Below are 25,836 nucleotides of genomic sequence, written 5' to 3' on the forward strand. Positions count from 1 at the left end.
GACGAGGAACCTAAAGTGGCCCGCCCCGATATTCCCGGTTCGCCAGGCTCGCCTCCTCCAGGTCCAGGTCGCGCTCGATCCGCCGCCGCGTCTCGTCGGTGATCTGGCCGTCGCGCAGCAGGTTGTGGATGAATTTGCGCTCGGCGGCGATCAGGTCGCGGGTCAGAGCGGTGCCGGCGGCGGAGATGTCGTGGTGATTGGGATCGAGCGAGTCCGGGAGCTGGTTGACGCGGATGTCGTGACGGGCGCGCAGCAGCCGCATCACCTCGTCGGAAATGTCCTTTTCCGCGGTGAGCGCGTCGAGTGATTTCAGCGCGGACTCCAGCGCCTGACGGCGCGCGGCGATCTCGGCTTCGTGCTCGGCGGCATGCTCGTGACGACCGGCCTCGGCGACGCCGAGCCAACGCACGATCGGCGGCAGCGTCAGGCCGACGCCGATCAGCGTCACGAAGATGACACCGAAGGCGACGAACAGGATCAGGTCGCGATACGGAAACGCTTCGCCATCCGGCAGCGCGAACGGCAGCGCCAGCGCGGCGGCCAGCGACACTGCGCCGCGTACGCCGGTGAAAGCGAGCACGAACGGCCATTGCCATGGCGGCGACGGATCGCGCTCGCGGAGCGACCTGGACAGCATCCGCGGCAGATAGGTCGCGGGATAGAGCCAGGCAAAACGCGCGATCACGACGATCACAAGGACCACGGCGGTTGCGATGAGAATGTCGTCGAGCGGAAAAGTCTTCGATTTCTCGTAGAGGGCGCGCATCTGGAAGCCGGTGAGCAGGAACAGCATGCCCTCGATCAGGTAGATCACGAGATCCCAGAAGAAGATGCCTTGCAGGCGCGTCGCCGAGGAGATCAGCAACGGGCCGTTCCAGCTGACATAGAGCCCGCAGGCGACGGTTGCGATCACGCCGGAGCCGCCGACGTGCTCGGGCAGCCAGTACGAGACATAGGGCGTAATCAGCGACAGCGTCAGCTCGACCTGCGGATCCCCGGACCATTTGCGGAAGCGAAGGGACAGCCAGCCGACGCCGATGCCGAAGGCGATCTCGCCGGCGACGATGAGGAGGAACTCGCCGGCCGCGAGCGGCAGCGAGAAATGTCCGACCATGATGGCCGCAAGCGCGAAGCGGTAGAGGATCAGCGCGGTGGCGTCGTTGGCGAGACCTTCGCCTTCGAGCACGACCAGGATACGGCGCGGCATGTTCAGCCGGCGCGCGATCGCGAGCGGCGCCACCACGTCGGGCGGCGCGACGATGGCCCCGAGCAGGAAGCCGACGGTCCAGGGCAGGCCGATCATGTAGTGCGTGGCGGCCGCCACCATCGCCGTGGTGAAGATCACGGCGCCGACCGCGAGCAGCACGATCGGACGCAGGTTCTTCTTGAATTCGCGCCAGCTCATCGCGACGCTGGCCGAGTAGATCAGTGGTGGCAGCACCACCAGCAGCACCAGCTCCGGCGGCAGCTCCACCGACGGCATGCCCGGCACGAAGGCGAGGCCGACGCCTGCCAGCATCAGCAGGATGGCAGGAGCGACGTTGAAGCGTCGTGCGGCCAGTGCCACGCCTGCCAGCACGGCCAGCAGGATGAGAAAGATTTGAAACTTCGCTTCCATGATGGGTCTGTCTTGACCCGGAAGCGGCGGCTACGTCAATGCGCGGCTCACGCCAGCCGCTCGGCCACCATCCGTCCAATCCGCGCGAACGCCGTCGCGATCTGCGCCGCGCTCGGCGCACCGCCCTGGGTATAGGCCGCGATCAAGATCGGCGTGTCCGGCTTCGGCCAGGCGACCGCGATATCGCCCGAGGCGTCCTTGCCGTTGTTGCCGGTCTTGTCGCCGATCTTCCAGCCTGCGGGGAGTCCGCCACGCAGCCGGTTTGCGCCGGTCTTGCAGTTCACCATCCATTCGGTGAGCAGGGCACGCGAGGCCGGCGACAGCGCCTCGCCCGTGACCAGCCGCCGCAAATTTCCAGCCATCGCCGCCGGCGTCGTGGTGTCCTTGGGATCGCCGGGCTGCGAGCGGTTGAGCTCGGGCTCGTTGTGGTCGAGCCGCGAGGTGGCATCGCCGAGCGACCGCCAGAATGCGGTCAGCGCGGCGGGGCCGCCGATCCGCGCCAGCAGCAGATTGGCGCAGGTGTTGTCGCTGAGCTCGACGATGGCCTTGCACATCTCACCGACCGACATCTTGCCGGCCGCGAGATTTTCCCGCGCCACAGGTGCGTATTCCAGCAGATCCGCCTGGCCATAGGGGATCATGGCCGCGAGCTGCTCCTCGCCGCGATCGACCCGCGCCAGAACGTTAGCTGCGAGCGACGCCTTGAACGTCGAGCACATTACGAACCGTTCGTCGGCGCGCCAGGCGAGCTTCGCGCCGGTCGCGAGATTTTCGGCATAGACCCCGATCCGCCCGCCGCTCTCGCGTTCATAGGCTTCGAATTCCGGCAGTGCCTCCGCGGCCAGCACGGGAGAGGCGGCCATCCAGCAGAGCGAAGCGAGCAGGGAACGGCGGTCGAGCAGCATGGGGGATTTCCAGGTGAGTGGGGGTTGGAGATGGAGCTGACGCCGCATCCACGTCGTCATTGCGAGGAGCGAAGCGACGAAGCAATCCAGTCCGTCTCCGCGGAGGGATTCTGGATTGCTTCGTCGCAAGGGCTCCTCGCAATGACGCGGCGAGACCTGCGCTCGCAATGACGGAGAATTGGAGAGCGAGTGCGTCCGATTTCGGGCAGCGGAAGGTTTTGCCCCTCACTCCCGCAGATCATACCTGTACGACTTCGACACGATCTGCCAGCCGTCGGCGAGCTTCATCGCCACCAGATAATCGGTGAAGTAGCGCGGCGGCAGCTGGCAGCGCACCTTGATGAAGGCGGTCTTGTCGTCTGAGCGGTCGATGGTGACGATGAAGTCCTCGCGCGGCTTGCCTTCGGCCTTCGCCGAGGCGCGCTTGCGCACGCGGTCGAGCCAGTCCGGCACGGTCAGAACCTGGAGCTCGCCCTTCTCGACCCAGCGCAGATCGGCGGAGGGATGGAAGATGGCGCCGAGCTTGTCGGCGTTGCCCTCGTAAAGTCCGTCAAAATAGGATTGCACGACGGCTTCGACGCTCGACCGGTCCTGGCTCATGGATCGTTCCTTTGCATGATGGCTTCGGGCCAACTTAGTCATACATGTCAAAATGCGCTATGGGTGTGTCAGCGATTTGCGCGAAGGCGTCACGATGACAGAATCAAAAAATTCGAACGCTCGCATCCTTGTCGGCGAATGCTATTGCCGCGCTGTGCGCTTCGAGGTGGCCGATGCATTCTCCTATGCGATGAACTGCCACTGCTCGAACTGCCGACGCACCACCGGCGCGGCCTTCAAGCCGTTCGCCGGCATCCGGCAGGACAGGCTCCGCATTGTCAGAGGTGGCGACCTCTGGCTGATTGTCGGCGACGACACCACCCATGACGCGCATTGTGGCCGCTGCGGCTCGCTGCTCTATTCCCGGGTCCGAGAAGGAGAGTGGGTCCATGTCGCCATGGGAACCCTGGTCGATGCTCCCTCGATCCGGCCGAGCGCCCATATTTTCGTCGGCTCGAAGGCGCCCTGGCATGAAATCACGGACGATCTGCCGCAATATCGGGAGCACATCGGGGTTGTCTGACGGAACCCGGCCCGCGCCGCCGCTCGTCGGCGAACCGCGACAGCGCTGGCGCGACAAACAAAAGAGGGCGTCCGGCCTGTCGTCGGGGTCCCGTTCGTGACCTCCATCACAAGTGTCGGCGCTGGATGTTGCTAAAGCGGCCCCAAAGGGCCTGATGGCCCGGAACTATCGGAAGTCGTGTCATGCGCTTGCTCAGACTTTGTCCGCTTCTCGTCGCCCTCGGCCTGATGTTCGGCGCCGGGCCTGCTTTTGCCGGAAAGCGCGTGGCGCTGGTGCTGGCCAATTCGGCCTATCAACACGCGGCCTCGCTCTCCAATCCCGTCAATGACGGGTCGGTGATGGCCAAGACGCTGAAGGAGGCCGGTTTCGACGTCGTCGATTCCCGGCACGATCTGTCGGCGCTGGACACGCGGCGCGTGCTGCGCGACTTCGCCGACGCGACCCGCGATGCCGATATCGCCGTGGTCTACTACGCCGGCCACGGCATCGAGGTCGACGGCTCGAACTATCTGATTCCGGTGGATGCCAAGCTCGAGCGCGACACCGACGTCTATGACGAGGCGCTCTCGCTCGACCGTGTCCTGGTTGCGGTCGAGCCTGCCAAGCAGTTGCGTCTGGTGATCCTCGATGCCTGCCGCGACAATCCGTTCAGCAAGAGGATGAAGCGCACGGTTGCCTCGCGCGGCATCGGCCGCGGCCTCGCGCAGGTCGAGCCGACCAGCCCCAACACGCTGATCGCCTATTCGGCCAAGGCCGGCTTCACCGCGCAGGACGGCGACGGTGCCAACAGCCCGTTCACCATCGCGCTGTCGAAGCATCTGACGACGCCGGGCCTCGACGTCCGCCGCGCCTTCGGCTTCGTGCGCGACGACGTGCTGAAGTCGACCGGCAACAAGCAGGAGCCGTTCGTCTACGGCTCGCTCGGCGGCGAGGATGTGCCGCTGGTGCCGGTCAAGCTGGCGCCGGCGCCGCCCGTGGTCAATCCCCAGTCCGACATCCGCCGAGACTACGAGCTTGCGCTCCAGGTCGGCAACCGGCCGGCGTGGGAAGCCTTCCTCGCCCAGCATCCCGACGGCTTCTATGCGAGCCTCGCCAAGCTCCAGCTCGAGAAGATCGGCGCCGAGCGGGCGCATGCGGCGGCGATCGAGAAGGCCAAGCAGGCCGAGGCGGAGCGCGACCGCCTTGCTGCGCTCGGCGCGCAGAAGGATGCGCAAGCCAAGGCCGCGGCCGATGCCAAGGCCGCCGAGCAGGCGCAGCTTGCCGCGCAGAAGGCCAAGGAACAGGCGCAGCAGCAGGCCGCCGCCGCCGAGCAACAGCGCGTCAATCTCGCGGCGACAGCGCCGAGCGCTGCGCCGGCCGCGAGCGCTGCCGGCACCAACGTTGCCGCGCTGACCCCGGCGACCGCGCCGGCCGACCTCAACCGCTCGGTGCAGACCGAGCTCGGCCGCGTCGGCTGTTTCTCCGGGCAGGCCGACGGCAATTGGAATACGTCCTCGCAGCGGTCGCTGTCGCAGTTCAACCGCTATGCCGGCACCAAGCTCGACGTGAAGGTGGCGAGCACCGACGCGCTCGATGCAGTCAAGGCCAAGCCGTCGCGGGTCTGCCCGCTGGTCTGCGAGCACGGTTTCAAGGCCGAAGGCGACAAGTGTACCAGGATCGTTTGCGGCGACGGCTACGTGCTGAACGACGACAATGAATGCGAGAAGAAGCGCGCCGCCAAGCCCGCGTCAAAGCCCGCGACCTCGCGGCGCGACGACGGCGAGGACCGCCCGGCACGGCAGCGGGCCCGTGCTACAGCTGGCGGCTACGGTGCAGCTGCGGCGGCTGGCGCGGGCCGTGCCTCGAGCGGCAGCGGTCAGATCTTTTGCAATGCTCTGCTCTGTCGGCCGGTCAGGCCCGGTTGTCGCCTCGCCTATCGGGGCGGCGGCGGCCCTCACAATGATGCGAATTACGAGGTCTGCAACTGAACGCGTTGTTTCCGCGACATCGTCTCGGCGAAGCCGGGATCAGGTCGCGATCGCGCTTGCTGCGATGTTGACCGTCAGCGCGAGCAGAGCCGTGTTGTAGATGAACGAGACGATGCCGTGCGCGGTGGCCGTGCGGCGGATGGTCTTGTCGGTGATGCCGACGTCGGAGACCTGCGCGGTCATGCCGATCACGAACGAGAAGTAGACGAAATCCCAATAGTCGGCGTGGTCTTCCTTCTCGCCGCTCGGGAATTGCAGGCCGCCTGGCTTGGCGCTGCGGTAATAGTCGTGCGCGTAATGCAGCGCGAAGGTGGTGTGCACGGCGGCCCACGACAGCGTGATCGTGGTGACCGCGATGCTCAGCTCCAGCGCGCCGCGATGCGGCGTGCCGAGTTCGGCTACGATCGCCGCGATGCTGGCGAAGGCGCCGGTCGCCGTCACCAGCAGGATCACGAAGCGGCCGTCGTCCTGCATCGCGGCGGCGCGGCGAATGTGCTGATGGTCGTTGCACAGCATCATCGTGTAGACCAGCACCAGATACACGGCGATCAGCGCGTCCCAGCCGAGCAGGAGCCGCGTCACCAGCCGATAAGTCCCCGGCAGCAGCAGGCAGACCAGGATGCCGATCGCGAGCGCAATGAAGGTCCGTGGCCGCGCATAGATCAGCCGCATCGGCCGCGACATCTGGCGGAAGCGGACGAGGACGGGATCTTCCTTTTCCATGCGGATCGTCCGGTGTGAGCGGCATCGGAGGTGCGCTCCCTCCCCCGCTTGCGGGGGAGGGTTGGGGAGAGGGTGTCTCCATAGGCGAGAACCCCCAAGAGGAAAGAGCCCTCACCCGGCGCTTCGCGCCGACCTCTCCCGCAAGCGGGAGAGGTGAAAACCCTGCTGCGTCAGCTCTTCCGCTCGGCGACGAAGCGCGCGGCGGCCTGCAGCACGGCGGCGCGGTCGCCGAAGATCGAGACGGCGCTGTCGGCGCGCGCAAGCAGGTCACGCACGCGCTGCTTGGCGCCTTCGATCCCGAGCTGGGTCACGAAGGTGGTCTTGCCGAGCGCGGCATCGGCACCGGCCGGCTTGCCGAGCGCGGCCGCATCGCCCTCGACGTCGAGCAGATCGTCGGCGATCTGGAAGGCTTCGCCGAGCGCGCGCCCGTAATCGTCGAGCGCCTGATATTCCGCCTTCGAGGCCTGGCCGAGAATTGCGCCGGCGATGCAGCCATAGCGCAGCAGCGCGCCGGTCTTCATCTGCTGGATACGGGCGACGTCGATCGGCTCGTTGCCGCCAAACCGGCCTTCGCCGGCGAGATCGAGGATCTGGCCGCCGACCATGCCGCCGATGCCGGCGCAGCGCGCCAGCGCACGCGTCAAGAGCAGCCGCACATTGGCGTCGCGATGGACCTCGTCGCGGGTGATGATATCGAACGCGAGGGTCAGAAGGCCGTCGCCGGCGAGGATCGCGGTGGCGTCGTCGGTCTGCTTGTGCAGGGTGGGGCGGCCGCGGCGCAGGTCCGAATTGTCCATCGCCGGCAGGTCGTCATGGATCAGCGAATAGCAGTGGATGCATTCCAGCGCGGCGCCCACGAGCAGGGCCGCCTCGCGCGGCACGCCGAACACGGCGGCGCTCTCCACCACCAGGAACGGCCGCAGGCGCTTGCCGCCGTTCAGGCTCGAATAGCGCATTGCGTCCATCAGTCGCTTTGGCCGGGCGATTTCGTCGTGCAGGATGTCGTCCGACAGCAGGCGCCCGAGCAGGGCTTCGGTGTCATCAGCGGTCTTGTCCAGACGTTTGGCGAAATCGGACGGGGACGTGCCGGTCATCAAGAGGGGCTCCAGGACTAAAATTCGGCGGGACAATCCTTTATGCGCCCGCCCCAGTCAATCGTTTGGAAGGCCTAAAAAGTGCTGGAAAAGGCCCGAATTATCACAGACTTAATGCTCCAGCCCGTGGCCGCTCTTCAGTTTGCACCGGAAAGGTCGATTTGCGCATCGTCAAAATCCTGCTGGTGGTGCTCGCGGTCGTGGTCCTCGCGCCTTATGCGATCGCGCCGTTCTACCGCACCGGCCACCCTGTTTCGACGCTGATGGCCTGGCGCAGCTTGCGGGGCGCGCCGATGCAGCGGGAGTGGATCGATCTCGCCGAAATGTCGCCCTCTCTGCCGCGCGCGGTGGTGGCGGCCGAGGATGCCCATTTCTGCAAGCATCACGGCATCGACTGGGGCGCGCTGCGCGAGGCGATCGACGACGCCAGGGAGGACGGCACCGCCTTCCGGGGCGCCTCCACCATTACCCAGCAGTTGGCGAAGAACCTGTTCCTGTGGCAGGGGCGCGATTTCGTCCGCAAGGCGCTCGAATTCCCGCTGGCGCTTTGGATTGACCTCGTCCTGCCCAAGCAGCGGATTCTCGAAATCTACCTCAACATCGCCGAGCTCGGCCCGCAGGGGCAGTTCGGGGTCGAGGCGGCCAGCGCCTATGCCTTCGGCAAGTCGGCCGAAAGCCTCTCGCCCCGCGAGGCGGCACTTCTGGCCTCGATCCTGCCGAATCCGGTCAAACGCAGCGCCCGGACCCCGGGACCGGGTGTCTGGCGGCTGGCAGCCACCTATATGGCGCGGGGGCAGGCAAGCTCGCTTGCGACCTGCTGGCGCGAAAATCGCTGATTTTTGGCCCGTTCCGGGCGCATTTTCCGGCCCAAGAGCCTAGCTTTACGGCCAGCCTTCCTCTATAAGCGCGGCCTTGATCGGCATTCAGCTCGCCTCGTATTGCGGGTGCTGAGCCGTCCCTTCGCGGACGATGCCCTGATGACACCAATCCCTAGAGGATATTGAAATGGCCGTTCCGAGAAGAAAAACCTCGCCGTCGCGCCGTGGCATGCGCCGCTCGGCGGACGCCATCAAGAAGCCGACCTATGTGGAAGACAAGGACTCCGGCGAGCTCCGTCGTCCGCACCATCTCGACCTCAAGACCGGCATGTACAAGGGCCGCCAGGTCCTGAAGAAGAAAGAGTCCTGAAGCCAGGATCTTTCTCGGGCGGGAGATCGGACCCGCCCGATTTCGGCCAACCCATGAGATAGACGGTGACGGCGGCGGAGCGAATGCTTCGCCGCTGCATTGTTCTGTCCGGATATCTTGATCGAGAAGGCATCTCGCCGATGGTCGGTTTCCCGCTGCTTCTGATTCCGCTCGCGGTGTACAACATCATCGCCTTCCTGATGCCCAGCGTGTCCTTCTCGGACGTGCTGTTCAAGGTGCCGATGATTACGGGCGAGGCCTGGCCGGTCACGCTCGCCGATCTCCTGCTGGCGCTCGGCGTCGTGCTGCTGCTGCTCGAGGTGGTCAAGGGCGCGCGGCCGGGCTCGAAGTTCCTGATGGACCATTTGCTGTCGCTGATCATCTTCGGCGCGGCCGCCGCCGAATTCGTGATGTGGCCCAAATTCGGCAACTCCACCTATTTCCTGCTGGTGCTGCTGGCGATGGCCGATTTCCTCGGCGGCATTGCCCAGCGCACGCGCCGTCGCGTCACCTATGTCGCCGAGACGACGGTGCCGGCGCCGCGCAAGGCCAAGCGCAGGGCCGAAGCGCCCGCGGAAGATGTGGAGTCCGAGCGCACGTTCGAGCCGGTGATCGCGCCGCAGCCGGCACCGGCGGTGCCGCCCGCCCCGTCGGCGCAATCCGTCGCTGAATCCGTGCTGATGGATCACCCGGCGCCCAAGCCCGTGCAGGGCGCGCCTTCGCCGGAAATTCCCTCGCCGCAGCTGCAGCCGGGTAACGGCACGCAGTCTTCCGACACGCCGCCGCGCTGATCGGTCTCAAGCCACCTGCCGTGTGCGCGAACTGACGCTTGGCAGCGGTTGCTTGCTGCCATAGGCCATCAGCGCATCCTCGGAGGAGGCGCGGCGGAGCCGGCTCGTTTGCGGCAGCTGCTCGGCATTGGCGATCAATTGTGTGATGAAGCTGGGATCGGGGCGCGGCAGCGACGCCTTGCGGACCCACCGCAACGTCGGCATCAGCGGCACCAGGGCCGTGCCTGTGCCGTCGTCCGCCGCGTCCGATCGATCAGTACTCAACATCGCAATCACCGTTGATCCGGCGAAATTGTCGCGTTTCGGGACGCTGACGCCGGTGCGAGTCATGTACTCGCAAGGCCTATGCCGCCCGCGCCGGTTTGGTTCCGACGCCTTCGGAAACGTGGTTTCCAAATTGTTTATCAACTTTGCCTAGGGTCGGGAGCGAATCTGGCTCTATTCTGTGCCGACAGAGGACTTCTCCACTGTCCCGAATCGAGGCGACTTTGACCCCTGCATTGCCGCAAGCCTCCGACATCCTCGCCGCGCTCGGCCAGGCCGTGTTCGCCTGGGACATCGCCAGCGATGCCATCGTCTGGGGTGAGCAGGTCAGCGCCGTCTTCCCCGGCATTCCCGCCGAGCGGCTCGCGACCGGCGCCGAGTTCGCCAAGCTGATCGAGCCCGCGCAAACGCTGCGGACGGCCGCGCTGGCGCTGACGTCCCCGGTGCACGGCGCCGACGGCACGCCCTACCGGGTCGAGTACGGCGTGCGCATGAGCGCCTCCGATCCCGTGATCTGGATCGAGGAGACCGGCCGCTGGTTCGCGGGCCCCGACGGCCGTCCCACCCGTGCGATCGGCTCCGTCCGCATCAACAATGAGCGCCACGCCCGCGACGAGGAATTGAGCAGGCTGGCCCGGCTCGATCCGCTGACCGGCGAGCTCAACCGCTCGCATCTGATCGCGGCGCTGGCCGAGGCGATCGAGGAGACGGCCCGCTTTCGCTCGACCGCCGCCTTCATGCTGGTCGGCATCGATCATCTCGCCCGCGTCAACGATGCCTTCGGCTTCGACGTTGCCGATGCCGTGATCCTCGACATCGCCAAGCGCATTCGCGCGCGCCTGCGCGGCGGCGACGTGCTCGGGCGCTTCTCCGGCAACAAGTTCGGCCTGATCCTGAAGAACTGCACCGTCGACGACATGAATGTGGCTGCCGAGCGCTTCCTCGCCGGTATCCGCGACGAGGTGGTGCCGACCAAGTCCGGTCCGGTCTCGGTCACCGCCTCGATCGGCGCCGTCAGCCTGCCGCGCTATGCGCGCAACACCGACGAGGCCGTCAACCGCGCCCATGAGACGCTGGACGCCGCCAAGCGCCGCCGCGCCGGCTCCTTCGCATCCTGGCGTCCGGATGCCGCGCGCGACGCGCAGCGCCGCGTCAACATTCGCGTCACCGACGAGATCGTCACCGCGCTCAACGAGCGACGCATCAGGCTCGCCTATGAGCCCGTCGTCTCGGCCGTCTCGCGCGAGCGCGCATTCCATGAATGCCTGGTGCGGATGGACCAGGGCGACGGCCAGGTGCTGCTCGCGCCCGACATCGTGCCGGTCGCCGAACGGCTCGGCCTGATCCGCCTGGTCGATCACCGGGTGCTCGAGCTCGTCGTCGCCGAGCTCGCGGCGGCGCCCGACATCTGTCTCAGCCTCAACATCTCGCCGGATACGACGATGGATCCGGATTGGTGGGCGGGAATCGAATCGCTGATGCTGGCTCATCCCGGTGTCGCCGAGCGGCTGATCATCGAGATCACCGAGACGGTCGCGATCCAGGACATCGACGAGGTTCGCGCCTTCGTCAGCCGCCTGAAGCATTTCGGCAGCCGCATCGCCATCGACGATTTCGGCGCCGGATACACTTCGTTTCGCAATCTGCGCAAGCTCGGCGTGGATATCGTCAAGATCGACGGCGCCTTCGTGCAGAACATCACCCGTTCCGCCGACGACCGCGCCTTCGTGCAGACCCTGATCGACCTCGCCCGCCGTCTCGACATCAAGACCGTCGCTGAATGGGTGCAGGATGAAGAGGCCGCAAACATGCTGCGCGACTGGGGCTGCGACTACATCCAGGGCCGCCTGATCGGGCTGGCGGCAGTGGAGCGCCCGTGGGGCCTGCCGTCGGACAGCGCGCTGCCTGCGGCGAGCTGAGATGCTGTAGGGTGGGCAAAGCGAAGCGTGCCCACCATCCTGCTGAATCGTTGGAAAGATGGTGGGTACGGCGCAAGCGCGCCTTTGCCCACCCTACGAGATCTCTTCACGCCCCCTCGTCCAGCGCCACCAGCTCGCGCTTCTTGCGCAGCGACGGCAGCAGCGGCGCGATCAGCAGCACCAGGGCAAGCGCGAGACAAGCGCCCGAGATCGGCCGCTGCACGAAGGTCCAGAGATCGCCCTGCGACAGGATCAGCGACTTGCGCAGATTGTTCTCCATCATCGGACCGAGCACGAAGGCCAGCACCAGCGGCGCCGGCTCGTAGCCGAGCTTGCGCATGAAATAGCCGATGATCCCGAACGCGATCATCACATAGACGTCGAACACGTTGTTGCTGGAGCAGTAGACGCCGAGGATCGTGAACAGGATGATCAGGGGGAACAGGATGTTGTAGGGCAGCTTGAGCAGCTGCACCCACATGCCGATCATCGGCAGGTTCAGGATCAGCAGCATGACGTTGCCGATATACATGCTGGCGACGATGCCCCAGAACAGGCCGGGGTTTTGCGTGATCAGCAGCGGCCCCGGCTGCAGGCCGTGAATGACGAAGGCCCCGAGCAGCAGCGCCATCACCACGTTCGGCGGAATGCCGAGCGTCATCAGGGGAATGAAGGCGCCGCCCGCCGCGGCGTTGTTGGCCGATTCCGGCCCGGCGACGCCCTCGATCGCGCCGTGGCCGAACCTTTCAGGGGTCTTCGACAGCCGCTTCTCCAGCGCGTAGGAGGCGAATGACGCCACCACCGCGCCGCCGCCCGGCAGGATACCGAGGAAAAAGCCGAGGATGGTGCCGCGGCCGACCGGGCCTGCGCTCACCTTCCAGTCCTCTTTGCTGGGCAGGAGATGGGTGATCCTGGTGTTGATGACGTCGCGCGTGATCGCCTGCTCGGTGTTGAGCAGCACCTCGGCGACGCCGAACAGGCCCATCACCACGGGCACGAGGCCGATGCCGTCGATCAGCTCCATGCGGCCGAAGGTCAGCCGCGGCTGCGCGGTGATGCTGTCGAGCCCGATCAGCCCGAGCACGACGCCGATGCACGCCATCAGCAGCGCCTTCGGCATCGATCCCTGGGTGAGGAAGGTGAGCACGACGAGGCCGAGCACCATCAGGCTGAAATACTCGGCCGGGCCGAAGGCAATGGCGAGGCTGGCAAGCTTCGGCGCCACCAGCATCAAGGCAATCAGCGCAAACGTGCCGGCGACGAAGGAGCCGAACGCGGCGATGCCGAGCGCGGGGCCCGCGCGGCCCTGCTTCGCCATCTGGTGGCCGTCGATGCAGGTGACGACGGAAGCGGCCTCGCCGGGGATGTTGACCAGGATCGAGGTGGTCGAGCCGCCATACATCGAGCCGTAATAGATGCCGGCCATCATGATGATGCCGGATTCCGGCGTGCCCGACAGCGTCACCGGCAACAGCAGCGACATCGCCGAGATCGGGCCGATGCCGGGCAGCACGCCGACCAGCGTGCCGATGAAGACGCCGATGAAGCAGTAGAGCAGGTTGATCGGCAGCAGCGCGACGCCGAATCCATGTGCCACGTTGAGAAGCGTATCCATGGGGTCAACCGATCCCGAACAGGCCGGACGGCAACTGGATCAACAGCAGCCGCTTGAGCACCCACCACATGCCTGATGGCACCAGCACGGCGATCGGGATCGCCAGCGTCCAGCGCACCGGATCGATCAGCCGCAACAGCAGCAGCATCAGCGGGATCGACGACAGCAGGAATCCCAGTGGCTCCAGTGCGAAGGCGAATGCGGTGAGGCAGGCGATGAGGACAAGCGGCTTGCTCCAGCGCGCGTTCTCCCAGCGCGAGGCCAGCGTCGGCCCGCCCTCGGTGATCGCCGAGACGATGATGGCGCCTGCGAACACGCACATCAGGATGCCCGTGTAGAACAGCACATAGCCGGAGCCGGGATCGTTGATGGTGCCGAGCTTGAGCTTCAAGCCCGACCAGATCACGAAGCCGCCGAGCGCGAGCCCGATCAGCCCGCCCCAGAGTTCGGAGTTGCTGAGGCGGAGCTTGACGTTGGTTGGGTTGGTCATTGCTTCCTCTCGTGCCCCGGACGCAGCGCAACACCATAAGTGCGTTCACGCACGTCTTCGACGTGCTATGGTGGTGCGCTGCAGATCCGGGGTCCTGTGGTTCGTGGCAAGGTGGGTCCCGGCTCTGCGGTGCATCGCTGAAGAAGCGCTGCACCGCGTCCGGGACACGCAGATGGCTTGGCTTTTTACTTCTTCGCAAGCCCGAGCGTCTCGATCACCTTGCGTTCGGACTCCGTGACCTCGACGACGAATTTCTTGTAGTCCTCGGTGTTCTTGTAGTTCGGCACCATGTCGTATTTGGCGAGCGTGGCGATCACCGCGGGATCCTCGACCGCCTTCTTGAAGGCATCGTGCAGCTTGGCGACGATCTTGGGATCCATCCCCTTCGGCCCCGCAATGCCGAACGGCGAATCATACACCATGGGATAGCCGAGCTCCTTCAGCGTCGGCACGTCGGGATAGTTCGGCGAGCGTGCGCCGGTCCACACCATCAAGAGCCGCAGCTTGCCGGCGTCGACCAGCGGCCGCCATCCCGTGGAGTCCGCTTGCAGCATGGTGTGCTGCCCCAGCACGGCGGCGTTGGTCTCCGCGCCGCCCTTGAAGGGGACCTGCGTCAGCTTGATGCCGGACATTCCGGCGATCTGCTCCATGCCGATATGCAGCGAGGTGCCGGCGCCGGGCGTGGCATAGGTCACCTTGCCCGGATTGGCCTTTGCGAACTCCACCACGTCCTTCCAGCTCTTGAACTGCGACTCCGCGCTGGTGGTCACGCCGAAAGTGTAGCCGGTGAGATGGACGATATAGGTGAAATCCTTTGCCGGATCCCACGACACCTCCTGCATCAAGGGTAGGCGGAACACGGTGATCGGGATCTGCGAGATGGTATAGCCGTCCGGCTTCGCCGCCGCCGCCATCGTCGCCGGTCCGACCGTGCCGCCGCCGCCCGCCTTGTTGTCGATCACGATCGGCTGCCCCAGCACCTTCGAGGCGCTGTCGGCAATCGCGCGCATCGAGATATCGGTCGATCCGCCGGCCGGCCACGGCACGATCAACGTGATCGGCTTCGTCGGATAGTCCTGCGCATTGACCGCAGTGGAGAGCAACGCGCCCATGACGGCGTGCGCCGCGGCAAATGCAATCGTCTTCAGCCCGTAACCCGACATCGAAACGCCTCCCTCGCGGCGGCCTCTCTGGGACCGCCGTCTCTCGTTCTTGTGAGGGCGATTGTTCCTGAATTTGACGGAGAAGAAAAGCGCATTGCGCGCATCGCTGCGCGGCCGTCGGTCAGCTAACGCCGACAGAGCCGACAGATGCGACAATTGGTCGTTTGGCCGCGTGCCGAGCGACGGAATTTGAGCGGCGAAGCGGTCAGGCCACGCGCCGGACCATGTTCAGCGTCTCGATGGTGCGGCTGACCTCCGAGGCGAGACACGGCTTGCCGAAATAATAGCCCTGGACCGCGGTGCAGCCGCATTCGCGGACGAAGTCGAGCTGTTCCTCGGTTTCCACGCCCTCCGCCGTGGTCTCAACGCCGAGCACGGAGCCGAGGCTCGCGATCGTTCTGACGATGGCAACGCTCTCCGGGCTTTCGCCGAGCGTGCCGACGAAGGAGCGGTCGATCTTGATGCGGTCGAACGGAAACTTGCGCAGATAGCTCAGGGAGGAATAGCCGACGCCAAAATCGTCGAGGCTGACGCGCACCCCGAGCGCGCGGAGCTGGTGCAGGATGTCGATGGTCGCCTTGCTGTCGTCGAGCAGCGCCGTCTCCGTGACCTCGAGCTCGAGCCGTTGCGGCGGCAGGCCGGCTTCCGCAAGTGCGCTGGTGACCATCGCCACCAGCCCGCGGGAGCGGAACTGCACCGGCGACAGGTTCACCGCGACGGTGACGCCGGGCCAGGACGCAGCCGTCGCGCAGGCCGTGCGCAGCACCCATTCGCCGATCGGAACGATCAGCCCGTTCTCCTCTGCAATCGGGATGAATTCGGCCGGAGAGACGAAGCCGCGCGAGGGATGCTTCCAGCGCAGCAATGCCTCGAAGCCGGTGAGCTCGGAGGAATCGAGCCGCATTTGCGGTTGGAACACCAGGTGGAATTCACGCCCTTCCAGCGCGCCGACCAGGTCCTGCTCCAGCGCGTGCCGGCTGCGCGCCTGTTCCTCCATCTCGGGCTCGAACAGCTGATAGGCGCCGCGCCCCTTGGCCTTGGCCTGGTACAGCGCGAGGTCGGCGCATTTCATCAGCTCATCGGCATCGAGCCCGTGGTCGGGTGCGATCGCGATGCCGACGGAGACCCCGACATGGATCGACTGGCTTTCCAGCGGCGGCGGATGACCGATGATCTCGACCAGGAGGCGGGCGAGCGCCTCAGCCGATTGCGGCTGTGGCCCGCGCTGGAGCACGGCGAACTCGTCGCCGCCAAGCCGCGCGACGGTGTCGTGCTCACCGACATTCTCCTTCAGGCGCGCCGCGACCCAGCGCAGCAGGCGGTCGCCGGCGGCGTGGCCGAGGCGGTCGTTGACGGTCTTGAAATTGTCGAGGTCGAAGCACAGCACCGCCATGGCGCCGCCGGCGATCGCGACCTGGTTCAGTCCCTCGCCCATCTTCTCGCGGAACAGCGTGCGGTTGGGCAGGTCGGTGAGCGAATCGTGCCGCGCCATGTGCGCCACCCGGGCCTGGGCCTTGTGGCGCTCGGTGACGTCCTCATAGATCACGACCCAGCCGCCATGCTCCATCCGCTTGTGATTGAGCTTGATGATGCGGCCGTCGCTCAAATGGCGGTGCAGCGTGTGCTCGCCTTCGCGCAGCCTCTCGACGTAGTCGGCATAGAGCTTGGCGCCGGTCATGTTCGGATGGATGCCGAGCTCGCAGCTGTGCTCCATGATCTCCCGCATCGAGACGCCTGGCTTCACGATCTCCGGTGACAATCCGTACATCTCGATATAGCGGCGGTTGCAAACGATGACGCGCAGGCTGGCGTCGAGCATGCACAGGCCCTGGCTCATGTTGTTCAGGGCCGCGTCGAACCGGCGGTACTGCTCGCTCAGCTCCTCGACCGCGCGCTCGCGCTCGGTGATGTCCTCATAAGTGGCGACGAAGCCGCCTTCGGCCAGCGCGCAATAGCGCACCGAGATCACGGTGTCGTTCGACATGCGCCGGCGCATCGGCGAGGAATCGCGATTCGCGATCCGCGCGCTGGCGGCTTCGAGAATCTGTTGCGGGCTGTATTCCGAGGCGAACGCGCCGTTCGCAATGGACCGCTCGATCAGCTCGGCGAGATGGGTGCCGGGCCTGGTCTCATCCGGCGACAACAGGTAGATGTTGCGGTACGTGGAGTTGCAGACCCGAAGCCGCATGTCGCTGTCGAAGAAGGCGAGCCCTTGAGCCATGTTCTCCAGGGCCGCATCGAGGATGAAATTCTGCTGCCGCAGCGTTTCCTCGTATTGCAGCCGCTCCGTGACGTCCTCGTGCACCGTGACCCAGCCGCCGTCGGGCAGGAAGCGGGAGACCGCCTGCACCATCCGTCCGTCGTAGCGCATCACCAGCAGCGTCTTCGGCTTCCTGCTGCGCACATCGTCCAGCCGGCTCTGGTAGAATTCGTCGCCCGACATGCCCGGCAGGTTGCCGCGCGACATCCAGTGCTCGATCACCGTGGAATGCGCGACGCCCGGCTTCACGATCTCGGGATCGAGGTTATAGAGCTTCAGGAACCGTTCGTTGCAGACGACGACGCGGCTGTCGACGTCGTACATGATCAGTCCGTGCGACATGTTGGCGAGCGCGTGCTGGCTGCGCTCGGTCTGCACGCGCAGTTCCGCCTCGAGCCGGGCGAGGCGGGTGACGTCATCGCAGATCGTCATCCAGCCGCCGCCGGGGAGCGGCTTCAGCTCGAGCGACATGACGAGGCCGCTCGCCAGCAATTGCTCGGTGCGGAACGGCTTGCCCGCGGCGATCTGCGCCATCCGCGTCGAATACAACGCGTCGAGCTGGTCTTGTGGAAAGTTGCCGCGGCTTGCGCTGTGCGCGAGCACCTCCCGGTAGCTGGTGCCGACGCGCACGATGTCGGCCGACATGTCGAACAGGGTGAGGTAGCGCTGGTTGGACAGCACGATCCGGTTGTCGGCGTCGTAGACGCAGACGCCTTGCTCCATATGGTCCAGCGCAAGCTGGCTCAGCGCGACCAGGGCGCCTGGCCCCTGCTCACGGCCTGTACCAAGCTCGCTGTCGCGGGTCGACATCATGGGGTCGGCGGGGCCTCGGCCAGCAATAGACTTAATGCAACCTAATTCAGCCGCCGAGGGTAACGAAGAGGCCGGAAAATTCCCTTAAGCGCCGTAGTTTACGGAGGGTGACCTGCGATGGTGAGCGCACGCGTAAACGGCCCGCCGCCAAGGCGATAGGCCCTAGCTCCGGATGAGCGCGGCAATATTCCCGCTCCGCTCGTACAGACTAGGGAGTTGCTCTACGGCCCGTATAGCACGAGCTCCGTATCGGTGAGGTCGCCGAGCCGTGGCTGATGCGGGCCCCTGAAGTATTTCCGGCCGCGCCGCTCGGTGTAGAGGCCGACGAGGCCGGGTACGGGCCCATTGGCGTCGATCGCCACCGCGATCTTGCCGAGCCGCAGCAGCAGCCGTCCGATGCGGCCGGCGCATTCGGCATATTCCGCGGCGCTCCGGCAATAGATCAGCTTCATGGCGGGCGGTGCGATGAAACCGCGGCGGATGCGCACCGGTTGCAGGACGAAGGGGAACGTTCCCTTCGGTGTGCGGCACACCAGGCTGAGGCAATTGTAGCGCGCATGTCGCGTCAGAAGCTCGGTCTCCGCCTCGGAGAGCCCCTTGATCTCCTTGGCGTGCGGCGGAATGACCTCGATTTCGTTCCAGCGTGGGACGCGCGCCAGCGCAGGGACGGAGAAGAATATGCCGCGGCAATAGGCGCGAAAGCCCTGCGTCTCGATGATCGGCCAGGTCCACGGCGCCGGACTGATGTTGAAATAAGTGACGTGCTTGTGCCGCTGGGCGATCTTGGTCAGCAGCGGAGCGTAGTTGCGGTAGGCCGGGTCGACATACCAGCTCGACAAATTGCACCGGATGGCGGTCTCTTCGCCCTCCTTGCGTGCGCTGTAGATCAAGAGCAGCACGCCGACCGGCGTGCCGTCGTCGTCGAGCATGTAGCCGAAGCGCGGATAGCCCTCCGGCACGGTCCGGAAGGCCTGCCGGCGCAGACCCTGAATCCAGTAGTCGCGTGAACGGCCGACGAAGCCGCGCGTCAGCAAGTCCGCGATCTTATCGACGTCGGACTCGGTGATCTCGCGGCATCGGACCTTGGTATGGATCACGCTCGTCTTGCCCGTGGAAATGGCCGGCCTCGTGAGTTGGGTCAGCGCCAGCCTTCGCCATGGGCCTCGGCCGCGACAGGCGGCTGCAGGCCCAGGACGTCCCGCACCTTGGCGGGCCAGGCGGAAAGATCGGTGCCGTGGGTGTGGAACATGGCGACGGCCAGACGGTCCATGCCGAAGGCAACGCACCCGGTATGGGCCGGCTCGCCGTCGGCGTCCTGGATTCCCCAGGTCGTGCCGAAATGCTCGCGGTGATAGTTGAAGCTCATGCACGCCGTCGGCTGCTCTTCCGAGCGCAGCGGGATGAGCAGCTCGAACTTGAGCTGCTGCTGCTTCTGGCTCACCGCTTTCATCTGGCCGACCCGGCCGAAAAACGGGTCGCTGGCATAGTCGACGCGGAAGCTGAGGCCGAGATCGGTCGCGATCTTCTGCGCGCGCACCATCCAGCGCTCGCGGAAATCGGCGACGTCATCGGGGCTGCCGATGCAGACATATTCGCGCATGCGGAACGATTGCAGCCGGTCGAGATGCTTCGAGGGTTCGCGGCGGAAGCAATCCGCGGCAACATCGAAGCGCAGGCCGCCCTTCGGCAATTGGCCACGGCTCGCCGCGATCGGGTAGACCGGATAGCAGGCGGCCGGCGACAGCACGAGATCGGCCGGCGACAGCGAAGTCGTCCAGTCGCCGCCGGCATCGAAGCGGCTCACCGCGGCGTTGATCTCGCGTTCGGTGCCGTGCAGGCCGCAGACGCAGCCGAGCAGGTTCGGAAAGCTCTTGAGATAGCCGGACTTCTCCAGCTGGGAGCGGCTCATCACCGGCGGGAAGCGCATCACCTCGGTGCCGGCCTCGCGATGAGCCGTGATCAGCGCGGCGAGCTTCTCGACGATGCCCTCGTAGAGTGCAGTGCGGGCATAGACGCCGTCGGCGCCCATGCGGTGGAACAGCCTGTCGGCGAGATGATCGAGCGGATCGATCATCTGCGGCGCGGTGGTGGGCGAGTCGGGGAGGACGGCAATATTCATGGTTCGGTGTCCTGCTATCTCAAAATTGTTCTTGTTGAAGCGGTCGCGGAGGCACGTCAGTCGCGAAGGCTCGCCGGCACCCCGCTCATCAATGTCGACGTCGCGGCATTGGCCAGGATCCGGTCGTTGTTGATCATGATCGGCGACGACAGCACGTCGCGGAGGTGGCGGCCCATGGTGAACTCGCCGTCGTTGCGATATCCGGCAAGACCCGCGGTGCGCATCGCGTGCATCACGGTCTCGACCGCGAGCTCGGAGGCCTGCACCTTCAGAAGCGTGATCGAGGACTGGAAGTCGAGCGAGGTCAGCGCACGCTCGTCATGCTCGACGCGGGCAAACGCGTCGATATTGGCGGCGATCAGCGCGCGCAGCTTGGCCAGCGACATCTTGGCGGCGGTGAAGTGCGCCGCGGCCGGGGGCATCTGTCCGCCGGACGAGCGCGCCGCCTTGCGGATGAAGGCCTGCGCGCGCGTTACCGCCGCAGCGGCGATGCCGGCCCAGGCCGACGACCAGCACAGATGCGCGAACGGCGTCATGGTCTGGGCGTGGATCTTGTCATAGGATTCCGGGAAGACGCGGTCGGCGGGGCAGTCGACCTTCAGCTCGAACCCGGTCGAGCAGGTGCCGCGCATGCCGAGCGTTTCCCAGCCCAGCGTCCGCTTGAGCGAATAATCGTCCTTGGCGAGCGCCAGCAGCACCTGGTCGGAGGCGGCGGCTTCGGTGGCGCGGCGGGCGATGGTGACGAGGCCATCGGCTTCGGCGCCGTAGGAGATCACGGTGGCGTCGCGCACCAGCGAGACGGTGTCGCCGGCATGGTCGACCGCAGCCGCGCTGGCGCGGATGTTGCCGCCGTTCTGGCCTTCGGTGGTGGAGGAGGCGAGCAGCCATTGGTCGCGCGCGACCCGGCGCATCATGGTCTCCATCCAGGGAATGCCATGGCCGTGCCTGATGACGCAGGCGACCTTGGTCTGGTGCATCGCGTAGATCATCGCCGTGGACGCGCAGGCGCGTCCGAGCGTGTAGCAGATGTCGGTGACGTCATGGATCGAGGCACTGAGGCCGCCGAACTCGACCGGAACCATCACGCCGAGCAGCTTCTGCTCACGCGCGACGTCGAAGGCCTTGTGCGGGAAGCGGGCGTCGCGATCGACCCCGTCTGCGTCGGCCGCGGCCGCGGCGGCGGTCCGGACGGCGCGCTCGATCAGGGAGGGACCCTGCTCGAGATAGCTCGTTTCGTCGACAGTGAGGACTGCTTCACGCACGTTCATGCTCGTCCGCCTCCGGTTTGCCGTTCGAGATCGCCGGCACCATTCCCGATGCCGCTAGAAGCGATCCTTCAGCCATCTTTGCTTGTGAGACGAGGCTACGGATTTAATTCAAATTCGTCGATGAAATAGAGGGTAAACAAAACCCAATTCCGAACGAACAGTTAAGGTCCGGTTGTTCGCATCACCGGATTCTCCGGCATCACGTTAGGACTCTGGAAGAAGCCTGGATTTCGGACAATCTGAGTCATCGTTTACTAAGAAACGCGAAGTATTGGTGCCGCCCATTGCAGGACCGGCAGGCCGCGACCATCGTAGCCGGTAATCCGGTCCGACCCCGATCAACAGATGGGAATTTTGCCGATGCAGGCCTTCGATACCGATTTGCGCAATCGCATCATCAAGCTGGTGAAGGGCATCCTCGAACAGAATTCGCTCGCCGCAGACGTTACGCCTTCGGCCAAGCTCGTCGATATCGGCCTGACCTCGATGGACATGGTCAATCTGATGCTTGGGGTCGAGGCCGAATTCGACTTCACCATCCCGCAGTCCGAGATCACGCCGGAGAATTTCCAGTCCGTGCAGACGCTGGAGCGGTTGGTCACGATGCAGCTTCAGCCGGCTACCGCGGCGTAAGCCGACTCTCTCCTCCGTCATTGCGAGCCAACGGGTCCGCGCGAAGCGCGGCCCGATGACAGGCTCCGCGAAGCAATCCAGCCTGCCTCCGAGGTGGCGGTCTGGATTGCTTCGTCGCTTCAGCGCGAGCTCGACATGACGCAAATCGAGACCATCCCCCGTTCCAAATCCGCCTCAAAACTGGCATAGCTTAACCATGTCACATTTGACGGACAGGGTGGAGCAGGCATGACGCAGGCGGTATTGGGCATCATCGGCGGCTCGGGCATCTATGACCTGCCCGGCCTCGAGGGTGCGCGCGAAGAGGTGATCAAGAGCCCCTGGGGCGAGCCGTCTGCGCCCTTGCGGCGCGGCTCCATCGCCGGCCTGCCGATCGTGTTCCTGCCGCGGCATGACAAGGGGCACCGGCTGTCCCCGTCCGACATCAACTATCGCGCCAACATCGACGTGCTGAAGCGCGCCGGCGTCACCGACCTGATCTCGCTCTCGGCCTGCGGCTCCTTCAGGGAGGAACTGCCGCCCGGCACCTTCGTTCTCGTTGACCAGTTCGTCGACCGCACCCACAAGCGCGAGAGCTCGTTCTTCGGCCGCGGCTGTGTCGCACACGTGTCGATGGCGCACCCGGTTTCGCCCCGACTGCGCATCCATCTGGCGGCAGCCGCCGAAGCGGAGGGCATCGCGATCGCGCGCGGCGGCACCTATGTCTGCATGGAAGGGCCGCAATTCTCCACCTACGCGGAAAGCATGACCTACAAGACATCAGGCTATTCCGTGATCGGCATGACCAACATGCCCGAGGCCAAGCTCGCGCGTGAGGCGGAGATCTGCTACGCCACCGTCGCGATGGTGACGGATTTCGACTGCTGGCATCCCGACCACGATGCGGTCACCGTGCAGGACATCATCCGCGTGCTGAACTCGAATGCCGACAAGGCGAAGGCGCTGGTGGCGCGGCTGGCCAAGGATTTTCCGCGCGAGCACGAGCCGTGCCCGATCGGTTCGGACCGTGCGCTCGACAGCGCGCTGATCACGGCGCCGGAGGCGCGCGATCCCGAGCTCCTGAAGAAGCTCGATGCGGTGGCCGGGCGCATCCTGCGCCCGTGAGACGCAAGAAGAACGAAAAGGCAGAATGCCATGAAGGTCGACGGCAAGCATTTCCGCAGCATCTGGCGCGAGCGCGACGGCTGGTCGGTCGGCGCGATCGATCAGCGCCGGTTGCCGCATGAATTCGTCGTTGCGCGGCTGACCTCGTGTGAAGATGCGGCCGTTGCCATCAGCGACATGCTGGTGCGCGGCGCGCCGCTGATCGGCGCCACCGCCGCTTACGGCATGGCGCTCGCGATGCGCGAGGACGCCTCCGACGCCGGGCTGAAGCGCGCCTATGACACGCTCGTCGTGGCGCGCCCGACCGCGATCAACCTGAAATGGGCGCTGGACGAGATGCGCGCGGCGCTCGCGCCGATCGATTCGGTTGAAAGAGCGGAAGCGGCCTACGCGCGTGCCGACGAGATCGTCGAACAGGATGTCGAGATCAACCGCGGCATTGCCGGCAACGGCCTTGAGCTGATCGAGGCGATCGCGGCGAAGAAGCCGGGCGAAGTGGTCAACGTGCTGACTCATTGCAACGCCGGCTGGCTTGCCACCGTCGACTGGGGCACGGCGACGGCGCCGATCTATCTCGCGCATGAGCGCGGCATCAAGGTCCATGTCTGGGTCGACGAGACGCGTCCGCGCAACCAGGGCGCCTCGCTCACGGCCTGGGAGCTCGGCCATCACGGCGTGCCGCACACGGTGATCCCGGACAATACCGGCGGGCACCTGATGCAGCACGGCATGGTCGATCTCGCCATCGTCGGCACCGACCGCGTCGCCGCCAATGGCGACGTCTGCAACAAGATCGGCACCTACCTGAAGGCGCTCGCCGCACACGATAACGGCGTGCCGTTCTACGTGGCGCTGCCGTCGCCGACGATCGACTTCGCCGTTCATGACGGCATCCGCGACATCCCGATCGAGCAGCGCAGCGGCGTGGAGGTCACCGACATGACCGGCCGCACCGCGGACGGCCGGCTGGAGACGGTGCGCATCGTGCCGGAGGGATCGCCGGTCGCAAACTATGCCTTTGACGTGACCCCGGCGCGGCTCGTCACCGGTCTCATCACCGAGCGCGGTGTGCTCAAGCCGGATCGTGCCGCGCTGGCGGCGGCGTTTCCGGAGCGCATCGCCACCGCGGCGAAGTAGTCGGTTCACCAGGCGAGATGGCTCCACGCCGTCATTGCGAGCGCAGCGAAGCAATCCAGAGTCTTTCCGCGGAGGCAGTCTGGATTGCTTCGCTGCGCTCGCAATGACGGAGTATGATGCGCTACCCCAGCTTCAATCCCGTCGCCTTCTCGAGCTCCGCGATCGCCTGCGCCCCGCTCGTCACCTTGATCGTAGTCATGCCCATCTCGCGCGCCGGCTTCAGATTGACGCCGAGATCGTCGAGATAGACGCAATTGTTCGGATCGACCTTCAGCGTCTCGACCATCATCTGGTAGATGCGCGGATCCGGCTTGCGCAGCCCGATCTTGGCGGACTCGATGACATGGTCGAACAGCACCATGACTTCGGCAATGTAAAGCGAGCGCCCGGTCATGCTGCCGATCGCGTTGGCCGGCAGATTGTTGGTGATGCAACCAGTCTTGAATTGCGCCTTGATGCGCTTCAGGGCCTCGACCATCTCCGGGCGCAGATCGCCCTGCAGCAGCGGCAGCACGTCACGGCCACGCACTTCCGCGCCGAGCGCGAGCGATTCGGCGGCGAACAATTCGTCGAACGTCTCGATGTCGACCTCGGCGCGCTCGAACCTGGCCCAGGCATTTTCCAGATGATTGGCGGCGTTGGTGCGCCGGATGATATCGGCGGGCAGGCCGCGCTCGGTCTCGAACCGCGTGAACGCCTCGAACGGCGAGCTCGTCAGCACGCCGCCAAAATCAAAGATCACCGCCTCGATCGCCACTACCCTGCCCTCGTCAATTCCTTTCCAAGAGGGCTAGCATGCGCTATCGGCAAGAGCCAGTCCGAAGCAATCGCCAGGCTTCACCGATGCCGATGCGTGTTCCCATGACGAAGCCTGCCGCCTTCATCGCAGCTGCGCTGCTGCTCGCGACCCCCGCCCATGCCATCGTCGGCGGCGGCACGCCGCAGGCCGATGGCGTCGCCCGCGCCGTCGTCACCATCGTCGGCTCGCGCGGCAATTTCTGCACGGGCAGCCTGATTGCGCCACGGGTAATCCTGACAGTCGCGCACTGTGTTCAGCCCGGCGCGGATTACAAGGTCGTCGATCGCAGCGGCGACGGCCAGCCGCAATTGTTGAACGTGCGCACCGTCGCCATCCATCCGAACTTCAACATGCAGGCGATGCAGGCGCATCGCGCCACCGCCGACGTGGCGCTGCTGCAATTGGAAATTCCATTGAAGGGAAAATCCACGGTGACGGTCGGCATGCCCACGATTCCAATTCAGGTCGGCAGCCGCTTCGTCATCGCCGGCATCGGCGTCACGGTTCGCGGTGACGGCAAGAGCGGCGGTACCACGCGCGTGGCCGGCCTCGTTGCAACAGGACAGCCCGGCACGCTCCAGATCCGCCTGGTCGATCCCGTAACCAACGGTGTTCGCGACGGAATTGGCGCCTGCACCGGCGATTCCGGCGGCCCCGTGTTCGAGGACAGGCCGAACGGTCCTGCGCTCGTCGGCCTCATCAGCTGGTCGACAGGACCGAACGGCGCCGACGGTTGCGGCGGCTTGACCGGCGTGACGCCGCTGACGCTCTATCGCGACTGGATCTTGCAGACCGCGCGGAGCTGGGGTGCGGCACTGTGATTTGACCGCGACTTGATCTATG

General features: G+C 65.7%; 24 protein-coding genes. 10 read left to right on the forward strand and 14 right to left on the reverse strand.

Translation table 11 applies throughout. From position 1 onward, the window contains the following. Positions 1 to 10: 10 nt before the first annotated feature. From XI05_RS20355 to XI05_RS20365, 3 genes are all read right to left on the reverse strand, one after another. On the reverse strand, positions 11 to 1,618 hold the full coding sequence (locus XI05_RS20355) for a Na+/H+ antiporter (RefSeq protein WP_172788897.1): 1,608 nt from the start codon (positions 1,616 to 1,618) through the stop codon (positions 11 to 13). 47 nt (positions 1,619 to 1,665) lie between these two features. After that, complete coding sequence (bla, locus tag XI05_RS20360) at positions 1,666 to 2,523, reverse strand: class A beta-lactamase (protein WP_271505071.1); 858 nt, start codon at positions 2,521 to 2,523, stop codon at positions 1,666 to 1,668. A 225-nt stretch (positions 2,524 to 2,748) separates the two neighbouring features. Continuing rightward, entirely contained in the window at positions 2,749 to 3,123 is a 375-nt protein-coding gene (locus tag XI05_RS20365) for a nuclear transport factor 2 family protein (protein WP_036038516.1), read from the reverse strand. A 94-nt stretch (positions 3,124 to 3,217) separates the two neighbouring features. On the opposite strand from XI05_RS20365, the gene XI05_RS20370 reads away from it, so the two are divergent. After that, positions 3,218 to 3,646 carry a GFA family protein gene (locus XI05_RS20370; protein ID WP_271505203.1) on the forward strand — a complete coding sequence of 143 codons (429 nt, stop codon included), beginning with the start codon at positions 3,218 to 3,220 and terminating at the stop codon, positions 3,644 to 3,646. 182 nt (positions 3,647 to 3,828) lie between these two features. Beyond that, complete coding sequence (locus XI05_RS20375) at positions 3,829 to 5,613, forward strand: caspase family protein (RefSeq protein ID WP_271505073.1); 1,785 nt, start codon at positions 3,829 to 3,831, stop codon at positions 5,611 to 5,613. Between the two features lie 39 nt (positions 5,614 to 5,652). On the opposite strand, the gene XI05_RS20380 is transcribed toward XI05_RS20375, so the two are convergent. Next, a complete protein-coding gene (locus tag XI05_RS20380; protein WP_271505075.1) occupies positions 5,653 to 6,336 on the reverse strand; it encodes a DUF1345 domain-containing protein in 684 nt (227 codons plus the stop codon). A gap of 170 nt (positions 6,337 to 6,506) precedes the next feature. Continuing rightward, on the reverse strand, positions 6,507 to 7,430 hold the full coding sequence (locus XI05_RS20385) for a polyprenyl synthetase family protein (protein WP_271505077.1): 924 nt from the start codon (positions 7,428 to 7,430) through the stop codon (positions 6,507 to 6,509). 161 nt (positions 7,431 to 7,591) lie between these two features. Between XI05_RS20385 and mtgA the strand changes: the two genes are divergently transcribed. The 3 genes from mtgA (at position 7,592) to XI05_RS20400 (ending at position 9,409) form a co-directional block, all read left to right on the forward strand. Beyond that, complete coding sequence (gene mtgA / locus XI05_RS20390) at positions 7,592 to 8,266, forward strand: monofunctional biosynthetic peptidoglycan transglycosylase (RefSeq protein WP_271505078.1); 675 nt, start codon at positions 7,592 to 7,594, stop codon at positions 8,264 to 8,266. A gap of 169 nt (positions 8,267 to 8,435) precedes the next feature. Continuing rightward, positions 8,436 to 8,618 carry a 50S ribosomal protein L32 gene (rpmF, locus tag XI05_RS20395; protein ID WP_007598106.1) on the forward strand — a complete coding sequence of 61 codons (183 nt, stop codon included), beginning with the start codon at positions 8,436 to 8,438 and terminating at the stop codon, positions 8,616 to 8,618. A 140-nt stretch (positions 8,619 to 8,758) separates the two neighbouring features. After that, complete coding sequence (locus XI05_RS20400) at positions 8,759 to 9,409, forward strand: hypothetical protein (protein ID WP_271505080.1); 651 nt, start codon at positions 8,759 to 8,761, stop codon at positions 9,407 to 9,409. A 6-nt stretch (positions 9,410 to 9,415) separates the two neighbouring features. Here XI05_RS20400 and XI05_RS20405 read toward each other — a convergent pair whose 3' ends face one another. Then, on the reverse strand, positions 9,416 to 9,676 hold the full coding sequence (locus XI05_RS20405; protein ID WP_271505082.1) for a hypothetical protein: 261 nt from the start codon (positions 9,674 to 9,676) through the stop codon (positions 9,416 to 9,418). A gap of 221 nt (positions 9,677 to 9,897) precedes the next feature. Between XI05_RS20405 and XI05_RS20410 the strand changes: the two genes are divergently transcribed. After that, positions 9,898 to 11,592, forward strand: coding sequence for a bifunctional diguanylate cyclase/phosphodiesterase (locus XI05_RS20410; protein ID WP_271505083.1), 1,695 nt, complete (start codon positions 9,898 to 9,900; stop codon positions 11,590 to 11,592). Between the two features lie 106 nt (positions 11,593 to 11,698). On the opposite strand, the gene XI05_RS20415 is transcribed toward XI05_RS20410, so the two are convergent. From XI05_RS20415 to XI05_RS20445, 7 genes are all read right to left on the reverse strand, one after another. After that, entirely contained in the window at positions 11,699 to 13,207 is a 1,509-nt protein-coding gene (locus XI05_RS20415) for a tripartite tricarboxylate transporter permease (RefSeq protein WP_271505084.1), read from the reverse strand. Between the two features lie 4 nt (positions 13,208 to 13,211). Next, on the reverse strand, positions 13,212 to 13,697 hold the full coding sequence (locus tag XI05_RS20420; RefSeq protein WP_172788887.1) for a tripartite tricarboxylate transporter TctB family protein: 486 nt from the start codon (positions 13,695 to 13,697) through the stop codon (positions 13,212 to 13,214). 185 nt (positions 13,698 to 13,882) lie between these two features. Then, entirely contained in the window at positions 13,883 to 14,860 is a 978-nt protein-coding gene (locus XI05_RS20425; RefSeq protein ID WP_172788886.1) for a tripartite tricarboxylate transporter substrate binding protein, read from the reverse strand. A 205-nt stretch (positions 14,861 to 15,065) separates the two neighbouring features. After that, entirely contained in the window at positions 15,066 to 17,930 is a 2,865-nt protein-coding gene (locus XI05_RS20430; RefSeq protein ID WP_271505086.1) for a PAS-domain containing protein, read from the reverse strand. A gap of 224 nt (positions 17,931 to 18,154) precedes the next feature. After that, a complete protein-coding gene (locus tag XI05_RS20435; protein ID WP_271505088.1) occupies positions 18,155 to 19,030 on the reverse strand; it encodes an acyl-CoA acyltransferase in 876 nt (291 codons plus the stop codon). A gap of 41 nt (positions 19,031 to 19,071) precedes the next feature. Further along, a complete protein-coding gene (locus tag XI05_RS20440; protein WP_271505090.1) occupies positions 19,072 to 20,052 on the reverse strand; it encodes an amino acid--[acyl-carrier-protein] ligase in 981 nt (326 codons plus the stop codon). A 56-nt stretch (positions 20,053 to 20,108) separates the two neighbouring features. Then, the gene (locus XI05_RS20445; RefSeq protein WP_271505092.1) at positions 20,109 to 21,320 is read right to left on the reverse strand and encodes an acyl-CoA dehydrogenase family protein; all 1,212 of its coding nucleotides are present in this window, start codon (positions 21,318 to 21,320) and stop codon (positions 20,109 to 20,111) included. Between the two features lie 360 nt (positions 21,321 to 21,680). Between XI05_RS20445 and XI05_RS20450 the strand changes: the two genes are divergently transcribed. The 3 genes from XI05_RS20450 to mtnA all read left to right on the forward strand — a co-directional run bounded on the left by XI05_RS20450 (position 21,681) and on the right by mtnA (position 24,194). Further along, a complete protein-coding gene (locus tag XI05_RS20450; protein ID WP_271505094.1) occupies positions 21,681 to 21,953 on the forward strand; it encodes a phosphopantetheine-binding protein in 273 nt (90 codons plus the stop codon). A gap of 228 nt (positions 21,954 to 22,181) precedes the next feature. Next, a complete protein-coding gene (locus XI05_RS20455; protein ID WP_271505096.1) occupies positions 22,182 to 23,057 on the forward strand; it encodes an S-methyl-5'-thioadenosine phosphorylase in 876 nt (291 codons plus the stop codon). Between the two features lie 30 nt (positions 23,058 to 23,087). Then, complete coding sequence (mtnA, locus tag XI05_RS20460; RefSeq protein WP_271505098.1) at positions 23,088 to 24,194, forward strand: S-methyl-5-thioribose-1-phosphate isomerase; 1,107 nt, start codon at positions 23,088 to 23,090, stop codon at positions 24,192 to 24,194. 121 nt (positions 24,195 to 24,315) lie between these two features. Here mtnA and XI05_RS20465 read toward each other — a convergent pair whose 3' ends face one another. Further along, complete coding sequence (locus XI05_RS20465) at positions 24,316 to 24,951, reverse strand: HAD-IA family hydrolase (protein WP_271505100.1); 636 nt, start codon at positions 24,949 to 24,951, stop codon at positions 24,316 to 24,318. Between the two features lie 104 nt (positions 24,952 to 25,055). On the opposite strand from XI05_RS20465, the gene XI05_RS20470 reads away from it, so the two are divergent. Further along, positions 25,056 to 25,814, forward strand: coding sequence for a S1 family peptidase (locus XI05_RS20470; RefSeq protein ID WP_271505102.1), 759 nt, complete (start codon positions 25,056 to 25,058; stop codon positions 25,812 to 25,814). The last annotated feature ends 22 nt before the right edge of the window (positions 25,815 to 25,836 follow it).

This window comes from Bradyrhizobium sp. CCBAU 11357, from assembly GCF_028128865.1.
In the GTDB taxonomy this organism is placed as follows: domain Bacteria; phylum Pseudomonadota; class Alphaproteobacteria; order Rhizobiales; family Xanthobacteraceae; genus Bradyrhizobium.

What these genes read in the sequence shown, in the direction of transcription:
- XI05_RS20355 (WP_172788897.1), bottom strand. Translation starts at nt 1,618, where the DNA reads ATGGAAGCGAAGTTTCAAATCTTTCTCATCCTGCTGGCCGTGCTGGCA.
- bla (WP_271505071.1), bottom strand. Translation starts at nt 2,523, where the DNA reads ATGCTGCTCGACCGCCGTTCCCTGCTCGCTTCGCTCTGCTGGATGGCC.
- XI05_RS20365 (WP_036038516.1), bottom strand. Translation starts at nt 3,123, where the DNA reads ATGAGCCAGGACCGGTCGAGCGTCGAAGCCGTCGTGCAATCCTATTTT.
- XI05_RS20370 (WP_271505203.1), top strand. Translation starts at nt 3,218, where the DNA reads ATGACAGAATCAAAAAATTCGAACGCTCGCATCCTTGTCGGCGAATGC.
- XI05_RS20375 (WP_271505073.1), top strand. Translation starts at nt 3,829, where the DNA reads ATGCGCTTGCTCAGACTTTGTCCGCTTCTCGTCGCCCTCGGCCTGATG.
- XI05_RS20380 (WP_271505075.1), bottom strand. Translation starts at nt 6,336, where the DNA reads ATGGAAAAGGAAGATCCCGTCCTCGTCCGCTTCCGCCAGATGTCGCGG.
- XI05_RS20385 (WP_271505077.1), bottom strand. Translation starts at nt 7,430, where the DNA reads ATGACCGGCACGTCCCCGTCCGATTTCGCCAAACGTCTGGACAAGACC.
- rpmF (WP_007598106.1), top strand. Translation starts at nt 8,436, where the DNA reads ATGGCCGTTCCGAGAAGAAAAACCTCGCCGTCGCGCCGTGGCATGCGC.
- XI05_RS20400 (WP_271505080.1), top strand. Translation starts at nt 8,759, where the DNA reads ATGGTCGGTTTCCCGCTGCTTCTGATTCCGCTCGCGGTGTACAACATC.
- XI05_RS20405 (WP_271505082.1), bottom strand. Translation starts at nt 9,676, where the DNA reads ATGTTGAGTACTGATCGATCGGACGCGGCGGACGACGGCACAGGCACG.
- XI05_RS20415 (WP_271505084.1), bottom strand. Translation starts at nt 13,207, where the DNA reads ATGGATACGCTTCTCAACGTGGCACATGGATTCGGCGTCGCGCTGCTG.
- XI05_RS20420 (WP_172788887.1), bottom strand. Translation starts at nt 13,697, where the DNA reads ATGACCAACCCAACCAACGTCAAGCTCCGCCTCAGCAACTCCGAACTC.
- XI05_RS20425 (WP_172788886.1), bottom strand. Translation starts at nt 14,860, where the DNA reads ATGTCGGGTTACGGGCTGAAGACGATTGCATTTGCCGCGGCGCACGCC.
- XI05_RS20430 (WP_271505086.1), bottom strand. Translation starts at nt 17,930, where the DNA reads ATGTCGACCCGCGACAGCGAGCTTGGTACAGGCCGTGAGCAGGGGCCA.
- XI05_RS20440 (WP_271505090.1), bottom strand. Translation starts at nt 20,052, where the DNA reads ATGAATATTGCCGTCCTCCCCGACTCGCCCACCACCGCGCCGCAGATG.
- XI05_RS20445 (WP_271505092.1), bottom strand. Translation starts at nt 21,320, where the DNA reads ATGAACGTGCGTGAAGCAGTCCTCACTGTCGACGAAACGAGCTATCTC.
- XI05_RS20450 (WP_271505094.1), top strand. Translation starts at nt 21,681, where the DNA reads ATGCAGGCCTTCGATACCGATTTGCGCAATCGCATCATCAAGCTGGTG.
- XI05_RS20455 (WP_271505096.1), top strand. Translation starts at nt 22,182, where the DNA reads ATGACGCAGGCGGTATTGGGCATCATCGGCGGCTCGGGCATCTATGAC.
- mtnA (WP_271505098.1), top strand. Translation starts at nt 23,088, where the DNA reads ATGAAGGTCGACGGCAAGCATTTCCGCAGCATCTGGCGCGAGCGCGAC.
- XI05_RS20470 (WP_271505102.1), top strand. Translation starts at nt 25,056, where the DNA reads ATGACGAAGCCTGCCGCCTTCATCGCAGCTGCGCTGCTGCTCGCGACC.